Genomic DNA, 7,863 nt, shown 5'->3' with positions numbered 1-7,863 from the left:
GTATTTCAGTAACATATCGAAAGTATTTTGTCGGCTGGACGGGGTGCGGCGTATGAACTCAATGGCTTGGCCGCGCTCAAACACAAGCCACTTTTTTGTAGAGTCCGTAATGAAAAAACTATTGTTGCTTCCGCTGTTTGCCGTGGTGTTGTCGTTCTTTTGTAGCGGCGCGTCCGCTCAAGCTGTCGACACGTCTTCGCCCGATGTGATGATGAAGACCATCACCTCGGAAGTGCTCGATCAGCTTAAATCCGACAAGCAGATCCAGTCGGGCAGCATTACGCGTATCACCGAATTGGTGAACGAAAAGATTTTGCCGTACACGGATTTCACGCGTACGACGCGTCTCGCGATGGGGCGCAACTGGAATACGGCTACGCCGCAACAGCAACAGCAGATCGTGGAGCAGTTCAAGACGCTGCTGATCCGCACGTATTCTGGCGCGCTCGCGCAGGTTCGTAACCAGGAAGTGGAGTACAAGCCGTTCCGGGCGGATCCGAGTGACACCGACGTTGTCGTGCGTTCGGTTGTGTTGAACAATGGTTCGCCGATCCAGCTCGACTATCGTCTGTACAAGACGCCGCAAGGCTGGAAGGTATATGACATCAACGTGCTGGGCGCGTGGTTGATCCAGGCGTATCAGCAGCAGTTCAATGAGCAGATCCAGCAGCATGGCGTGGATGGTCTGTTGCAGTTCCTGACCGCGCGAAACCAGCAACTTGCGAATGGCAAGACATCGTGAGTTCGTTCGAGACCGCTGCGACGCTGACGCACGACAGCGCCAAAGCCGCGCTTCAGGCGGGTTTGTCGCGGATTGCTGCGGGCGCAACCGAAGTGGATTGTGCGCCGCTCAAGCAATTCGATTCATCGGCGCTGGCGGTGCTGATCGCGTGGCAGCGCGCGGCATCGGAGAAGGGTGCTCCGCTGGCCGTTGTGAATCTTCCTTCCGGACTTGCGAGTCTCGCGCGCGCGTACGGCGTGGATACGCTCTTGAAGTTCCAGGGGGCGAGGGCGGCTGAGGTGGGTTGAGTGGGCGGGAGGGGTTGGGGGCTCATAGCGGTGAATGTGGGCGCGACCTTGGAGGCGAAGCGTGTGTGCGCCTTTTGGGCTTGAGGAGGGTGTTCGACTGCGTGTTGATGTGTGGGGTCGGCGCTACGTTCGGGCCAAAAACCTGAAATAGGCAACGACGACACTGAGGTATTTGCGGTTTGAACGCGTTTCTTTGCTTCGTTTCTTTGCGCGTTTGAAAAGAAATGAAGTTCCGCCCCGAACAGGGGCTAACAGAGATAAGCGAGAAAATCCGACTTAAGCAGACCGACCACGCGAGGAGAAGGACTCCGTCCTAGCCCCACACTCTCCGCGAGCAGCACCCAGCCCCACAGTCACCGCCAGCAGAACCCCCCAACCCCCTCCCTCTAGCACAACGCTCAGTGCATCCAGCGGCGCGAGCCCGCGCCTTTGCCCTATAATCGATCGTTTTTTCGGTCCGGCAACGGCTTTTCGAGTCCGATCCGCACACATCGAGGCGCAGCCCCCGCCGGCGCGCGCACAGTCATGTCAGCCATAGAAATACGTAACGTCAAAAAGCGCTACAAAGAGCTCCAAGCGCTCAAGGGCGTCAATCTCGTCGTGGAAGAAGGCGAGTTTTTTGGTCTGCTCGGCCCCAACGGCGCTGGCAAGACCACGCTTATCAGCATCCTCGCCGGCCTCGCCCGGGCCGACAGCGGCACGATTTCCGTGCGCGGTCACGACGTCGTGACGGACTTCCGTCAGGCTCGCCGCTCGCTTGGCGTAGTGCCGCAGGAACTCGTATTCGACCCGTTTTTTACAGTGCGCGAATCCTTGCGTATCCAGTCAGGCTATTTCGGCCTGCGCAAGAACGACGACTGGATTGACGAAATCATGGCGAATCTCGACCTCACCGAGAAAGCCGATGTGAACACGCGCGCTCTATCGGGCGGCATGAAGCGGCGCGTCCTGGTCGCGCAGGCGCTGGTGCACCGGCCACCGGTCATCGTCCTCGACGAGCCGACAGCGGGTGTCGACGTCGAATTGCGCCAGACACTATGGAAGTTCATTTCGCGGCTGAATCGGGAGGGCCACACGATCGTGCTGACTACGCATTATCTGGAAGAAGCCGAGGCGCTGTGCGATCGGCTCGCCATGTTGCGTCGCGGGGAGGTGGTGGCGCTCGAGCGCACGAGCACGCTCTTGCAGCGCTTCGCGGGCATGCAGCTCTCGCTGCGCTTTTCCCACGGCGCGTTACCCGTCGAACTGCGTGCGCTGGAAGTCGATCCGCTCGCCGTATCGGGTAGCCAGCATTTGCTGCGGCTCACAAGCTACGACGACGTCGAACCGATCCTCGCGAAATGTCGCGCAGCCGGCTGCACCTTCGATGAAATCGACGTCCGCAAAGCGGATCTGGAAGACGTGTTCGTGCAGATCATGAACGAGCCTGAACTCGTCGAGGGTCTTTCATGAGCGGTTTTCGCACTCTTTTCTACAAAGAAACCCTGCGCTTCTACAAGGTCGGATTTCAAACCGTTCTGGCACCGATCATCACGGCGCTCTTGTATCTGATGATCTTCGGCCACGCGCTGACGAGTCGTGTCGAAGTCTATCCGGGCGTGGCTTATACAAGCTTCCTCGTGCCGGGCCTCGTGATGATGAGCGTCTTGCAAAATGCGTTCGCGAACAGTTCGTCGTCGCTGATTCAATCGAAGATCACCGGCAACCTGGTGTTCGCGCTGTTGACCCCGTTGTCGCACTGGGAAATGTATTTTGCCTATGTGCTGGCGTCGGTCGTGCGCGGGCTCGCGGTGGGCTTCGGCGTGTTTATCGTGACCGTCTGGTTCATCCCGATGCACTTTTCCGCGCCGCTTTTAATCGTGGCGTTCGCGGTGCTCGGGTCAGCCATCCTGGGCACGCTCGGATTGATCGCCGGCGTCTGGGCGGATAAATTCGATCAGCTTGCAGCGTTCCAGAATTTTTTGATCATGCCGCTGACGTTCTTGTCAGGCGTGTTCTACTCCACTCATACGTTGCCGCCGGTCTGGCGCGAAGTGTCGCGGCTAAACCCGTTTTTCTACATGATCGATGGCTTTCGATACGGCTTCTTCGGCGTGTCCGACATAAGTCCTCTCGCGAGTCTCGGTATTGTCGGCGGGTTTTTCATCGTGCTCGCGGTGATCGCCGTGCGGCTGCTGGCAAGCGGTTACAAATTGCGTCACTAATTTTTGGAGACTTCCATGTTGCCGACCCCGGAACAAGTGAAGGAGTACATTGCTGGCGGCCTCGCTTGCCAGCATCTGGAAGTTGAAGGCGACGGCCAGCATTTTTTCGCGACCATTGTCAGCGATGCGTTTGAAGGCAAACGACTGATCGCGCGTCACCAACTCGTGTATCGGGCGCTCGGCGACCGGATGCGCGAGGAAATCCATGCATTGAGCATGAAGACGTTGACGCCGGCTGAATGGAAGCCGAGCTAACTTTTCCCGTCTCATTTCGAGCATCACCCGTCACCCGAACACATTGGTAATTTAGTGCGATTCACTCAAGACAACCGCGACGCCGATAACGGCGCCGCTGCAGGAAGCTCCGTCGAAGGACATGCAAGCATGGACAAACTGATTATTGTCGGGGGCGCGAAGCTCTCGGGCGAAATTGTCGTGTCGGGCGCGAAGAACGCGGCGCTGCCGATTCTCTGCGCAGGCCTGCTCACGGCCGACGACGTGCATCTGGAAAATGTGCCAAACCTGCAGGACGTGCGCACGATGCTAAAACTGCTCAACCAGATGGGCGTGCGCTCGGAGTCGCAGGGCGGCAAGGTCTGGCTGAATGCGTCGAAGGTCGATAACCTGGTCGCGCCGTACGAGATGGTGAAGACCATGCGTGCGTCGATCCTGGTGCTCGGGCCGTTGCTCGCGCGCTTCGGTGAAGCGAAGGTGTCACTGCCGGGCGGCTGCGCGATCGGCGCACGTCCCGTCGACCAGCACATCAAGGGCCTCCAGGCGATGGGCGCCGAGATCACGATCGAGCATGGGTTTATTGAAGCGCGGGCGAAAAAGCTGAAGGGCGCGCGCATCGTCACGGACATGATCACGGTCACCGGCACGGAAAACCTGCTGATGGCTGCGGTTTTGGCCGACGGCGAAACGGTGATCGAGAACGCGGCGCGTGAGCCGGAAGTCAGCGATCTGGCGAATTTGCTGGTCGCGATGGGCGCGAAAATCGATGGCATCGGTTCGGACCGGCTGGTGATCCATGGCGTGGACAAGCTGCACGGCGCGCGTCATTCGGTCGTGCCTGACCGGATCGAAGCGGGCACATTCTTGTGCGCCGTGGCGGCCGCAGGCGGCGACGTGACCTTGCGTAACGTGAACCCGGAGTTGCTCGAAGCCGTAATCGAAAAGCTCCACGAAGCAGGCGTGTCGATCGAAGAAGGTGAAAACTGGATTCGCGTGCGCATGAACAAGCGTCCGACCGCCGTGAGCTTCCGCACCTCGGAATACCCGGCATTCCCGACCGACATGCAGGCCCAGTTCATGGCCCTCAACACGCTGGCTATCGGCACGTCGCAAGCGGTGGAAACGATCTTCGAAAACCGTTTCATGCACGTCCAGGAACTGAACCGTCTCGGCGCAAGCATTACCATCGACGGCAACACCGCGCTGGTCACGGGCGTCGAAAAGCTGTCGGGCGCGAAGGTCATGGCGACCGATCTGCGCGCATCGGCGAGCCTCGTGATTGCCGCCATGTGCGCGGAAGGTGAAACGCTCATCGACCGGATTTATCACCTCGATCGGGGCTATGACCGGATGGAAAGCAAGCTGACGGCGGTGGGCGCGAACGTGCGTCGCATCAGGGGCAGCGGGAGCGAGCAATGAGCTCGTTACAGACTTCTGCTTCCACGTCGGGCGCCATGCTGACGCTGGCTTTATCGAAGGGACGCATCTTCGATGAAACCCTGCCGTTGCTCGCCGCCGCTGGCGTTGAAGTCACCGAAGACCCGGACACGTCGCGCAAGCTGATCCTGCCGACCACGAACCCGAATTTGCGCGTGATCGTCGTGCGGGCAACCGATGTCCCGACCTACGTCGAGTACGGCGCGGCCGATTTCGGCGTGGCAGGCAAGGACGTGTTGATCGAGCATGGCGGCGGCGGTTTGTATCAACCCGTCGACCTGAATATTGCGCGTTGCCGGATGTCGGTGGCGGTCGCGGCGGGCTTCGACTATGCCAACGCCGTGCGGCAAGGCGCGCGTCTTCGCGTTGCGACAAAATACGTGCAGGTGGCGCGCGAGCATTTTGCGGCGAAGGGCGTTCACGTCGACCTGATCAAGCTGTATGGATCGATGGAACTCGCGCCTCTGGTCGGACTCGCCGACGCGATCGTCGACCTGGTCAGTTCCGGCAATACGCTGCGCGCGAACGACCTGGTCGAAGTCGAGGAGATCATGGAGATTTCCTCGCGTCTCGTCGTCAATCAGGCCGCGCTCAAGTTGAAGCGCGCCGCGTTGAAGCCGTATCTCGATGCGTTCGAACGCGCGTCGATTGCGGCGTAAATTGTACGGATAGCACGACGCATTAACCCGGATACCAGCATGTCTATCAAGATTCGCAAGCTCGATTCCCGTGCCAACGGTTTTCACACCGACCTGCACGCAGTGCTCGCGTTCGAGGCGAGCGAGGACGAAGCGATCGAACGTTCGGTCGCACAGATTCTCGCCGACGTCAAAAAGCGCGGCGACGATGCCGTCCTCGACTACACGAACAAGTTCGACCGGTTGAAGGCCGAAAGCGTGGCGTCGCTGGAATTGCCGCAGTCGGAGCTGGAAGCCGCGCTTGAAGGACTCGAACCGAAACGCCGCGCCGCGCTTGAAGCCGCGGCTGCGCGTGTGCGCGGATATCACGAAAAACAGCGGATCGAATGCGGTAGTCATAGCTGGCAATACACGGAAGCCGATGGCACCGTGCTCGGCCAGAAAGTCACGCCGCTCGATCGCGCGGGAATTTATGTTCCGGGCGGCAAGGCGGCGTATCCATCGTCGGTGCTGATGAACTCGATTCCGGCGCGCGTGGCGGGCGTCAGGGAAATCGTCATGGTCGTGCCCACGCCCGATGGCGTGAAAAATCCGCTGGTGCTCGCCGCCGCGTTGCTTGGCGGCGTGGATCGCGTGTTCACGATCGGCGGCGCGCAAGCGGTCGGCGCACTGGCTTATGGGACGCAAACCATTCCCGCCGTCGACAAGATCTGTGGCCCGGGCAATGCGTATGTGGCCTCGGCGAAACGGCGCGTGTTCGGCACGGTCGGTATCGACATGATCGCGGGGCCGTCGGAGATTCTCATCATCTGCGACGCCACCACGGACCCGCGCTGGGTCGCCATGGACCTGTTCTCGCAAGCGGAGCACGACGAACTCGCGCAATCCATCCTGTTGTGCCCGGACGCTACGTTTATCCAGCGCGTGGAAGACGCGATCAACGAGTTGCTGCCGTCGTTGCCGCGCCGTGACGTGATCCGCAAGTCGCTTGAAGATCGCGGCGCGCTGATCAAGGTCGCCGACATGGCTGAAGCATGCACGATCGCCAACGACATTGCGCCCGAACACCTCGAAATTTCTGCGCTCGATCCGCACCATTGGGCTGCGCAAATCCGCCATGCCGGCGCCATTTTCCTCGGCCGCTACACGAGCGAAAGCCTGGGCGATTATTGCGCCGGACCAAACCACGTCTTGCCGACATCGCGTACGGCGCGGTTTTCGTCGCCGCTTGGCGTGTATGACTTCCTGAAGCGTTCGAGCGTGATCGAAGTCAGCGCGGAAGGAGCGCAGACGCTCGGTGAGATCGCGGCTGAACTGGCGTATGGCGAGGGGCTGCAGGCGCATGCGCGCAGCGCTGAGTATCGGATGAAGAATACAGCGCAGTAATTTCAAAAGACGAGGCGGCCCCAAGCCGCCCAAGACCGGCGGGAGTCCGGCAAACCATGACACAACCACTCGACATTATTCGCCCCGACGTCCTCGCGATGACGAGCTATCCCGTGCCGGATTCCACCGGCCTCGTGAAGCTCGACGCGATGGAAAATCCGTTCAGCTTGCCCGCGCCGCTGGCCGCTCAATTGGGCGAGCATCTCGCGGCGGTCGCGTTAAACCGATATCCCGAGCCGCGTCCAACCGCGTTGCTTGAAAAAATCAAGCGCGCCCTGCACGTCCCGCCTGCTTGCGAAGTGCTGCTCGGCAACGGCTCGGACGAACTGATCAGCATGGTCTCCATGGCCTGCGCGAAACGCGGCGCGAAAGTCGTGGCGCCCGTTCCAGGCTTCGTGATGTACGCGATGTCGGCGAAGTTCGCGCAACTCGAATTCATCGGCGTGCCGTTGAACGGCGATTTCACGCTGGATGCCGACGCACTGATCGCGGCGATCGAAACGCACGAACCCGCGCTGGTCTACCTCGCGTATCCGAACAATCCGACCGGCACGCTCTATGACGACGCCGATATGGCGCGCGTAATCGCGGCGGCCTCGAAAAGCCTGGTTGTCATCGACGAGGCGTATCAGCCGTTCGCCCAGAGAACATGGCTGCCGCGCGCAGCGGACTTCGATAATGTCGTGGTCATGCGCACGATGTCGAAACTCGGACTAGCCGGTATCCGCCTGGGCTATATGGCCGGCAAGGCCGCCTGGCTCACGGAATTTGACAAGGTCCGCCCGCCGTACAACATCAACGTGCTGACGCAAGCCACGGCGGATTTTCTCCTCGATCACCTCGATGTCTTCGACGCGCAGGCAGCCGAAATTCGCAGCGAGCGCGCGCGTCTGGAAGATGCCATCGCGAAAATGCCGGATACGACCGTGTTTCCG

The 7,863-nt window shown here is 60.3% G+C and carries 9 protein-coding genes; all 9 read left to right on the top strand.

Features of this window, described 5'->3' with window-relative positions; translation table 11 throughout:
- The first annotated feature begins 109 nt into the window (after window positions 1–109).
- Window positions 110–742 (top strand): MlaC/ttg2D family ABC transporter substrate-binding protein, encoded by a 633-nt coding sequence (locus WCA53_RS25490; protein WP_423916956.1) that lies wholly within the window; start codon window positions 110–112, stop codon window positions 740–742.
- On the top strand, window positions 739–1,029 hold the full coding sequence (locus WCA53_RS25485) for an STAS domain-containing protein (RefSeq protein ID WP_423916954.1): 291 nt from the start codon (window positions 739–741) through the stop codon (window positions 1,027–1,029). Before WCA53_RS25490 ends, WCA53_RS25485 begins: the two co-directional genes overlap by 4 nt.
- A gap of 525 nt (window positions 1,030–1,554) precedes the next feature.
- Window positions 1,555–2,481 (top strand): ABC transporter ATP-binding protein, encoded by a 927-nt coding sequence (locus WCA53_RS25480; protein ID WP_423916952.1) that lies wholly within the window; start codon window positions 1,555–1,557, stop codon window positions 2,479–2,481.
- Window positions 2,478–3,233: an ABC transporter permease gene (locus tag WCA53_RS25475; RefSeq protein WP_423916949.1), complete on the top strand. Its 756-nt coding sequence runs from the start codon at window positions 2,478–2,480 to the stop codon at window positions 3,231–3,233. Before WCA53_RS25480 ends, WCA53_RS25475 begins: the two co-directional genes overlap by 4 nt.
- A 15-nt stretch (window positions 3,234–3,248) precedes the next feature.
- A complete protein-coding gene (locus WCA53_RS25470; protein WP_423916946.1) occupies window positions 3,249–3,488 on the top strand; it encodes a BolA family protein in 240 nt (79 codons plus the stop codon).
- Between the two features lie 129 nt (window positions 3,489–3,617).
- A complete protein-coding gene (gene murA, locus WCA53_RS25465; protein WP_423916944.1) occupies window positions 3,618–4,886 on the top strand; it encodes a UDP-N-acetylglucosamine 1-carboxyvinyltransferase in 1,269 nt (422 codons plus the stop codon).
- Window positions 4,883–5,563 carry an ATP phosphoribosyltransferase gene (gene hisG / locus WCA53_RS25460; protein ID WP_423916942.1) on the top strand — a complete coding sequence of 227 codons (681 nt, stop codon included), beginning with the start codon at window positions 4,883–4,885 and terminating at the stop codon, window positions 5,561–5,563. The genes murA and hisG overlap by 4 nt, the downstream gene beginning before the upstream one ends.
- Window positions 5,564–5,602: 39 nt before the next feature.
- Window positions 5,603–6,928 carry a histidinol dehydrogenase gene (gene hisD / locus WCA53_RS25455; protein ID WP_423916940.1) on the top strand — a complete coding sequence of 442 codons (1,326 nt, stop codon included), beginning with the start codon at window positions 5,603–5,605 and terminating at the stop codon, window positions 6,926–6,928.
- Window positions 6,929–6,984: 56 nt separating this feature from the next.
- Window positions 6,985–7,863, top strand: an 879-nt coding sequence (locus WCA53_RS25450) for a pyridoxal phosphate-dependent aminotransferase (RefSeq protein ID WP_423916937.1), incomplete at its 3' end; no start/stop codon positions are given.

Source organism: Caballeronia sp. (genome assembly GCF_049581465.1).
Lineage (GTDB): Bacteria > Pseudomonadota > Gammaproteobacteria > Burkholderiales > Burkholderiaceae > Caballeronia.
Note: the sequence above shows the minus strand (reverse complement) of the source record. Positions and strands in the feature narration are given on the sequence as shown.

Bases quoted from the DNA above. Each gene is read 5' to 3' on its own strand.
- WCA53_RS25490 (WP_423916956.1), top strand. From the start codon at position 110: ATGAAAAAACTATTGTTGCTTCCGCTGTTTGCCGTGGTGTTGTCGTTC.
- WCA53_RS25480 (WP_423916952.1), top strand. From the start codon at position 1,555: ATGTCAGCCATAGAAATACGTAACGTCAAAAAGCGCTACAAAGAGCTC.
- WCA53_RS25475 (WP_423916949.1), top strand. From the start codon at position 2,478: ATGAGCGGTTTTCGCACTCTTTTCTACAAAGAAACCCTGCGCTTCTAC.
- WCA53_RS25470 (WP_423916946.1), top strand. From the start codon at position 3,249: ATGTTGCCGACCCCGGAACAAGTGAAGGAGTACATTGCTGGCGGCCTC.
- murA (WP_423916944.1), top strand. From the start codon at position 3,618: ATGGACAAACTGATTATTGTCGGGGGCGCGAAGCTCTCGGGCGAAATT.
- hisG (WP_423916942.1), top strand. From the start codon at position 4,883: ATGAGCTCGTTACAGACTTCTGCTTCCACGTCGGGCGCCATGCTGACG.
- hisD (WP_423916940.1), top strand. From the start codon at position 5,603: ATGTCTATCAAGATTCGCAAGCTCGATTCCCGTGCCAACGGTTTTCAC.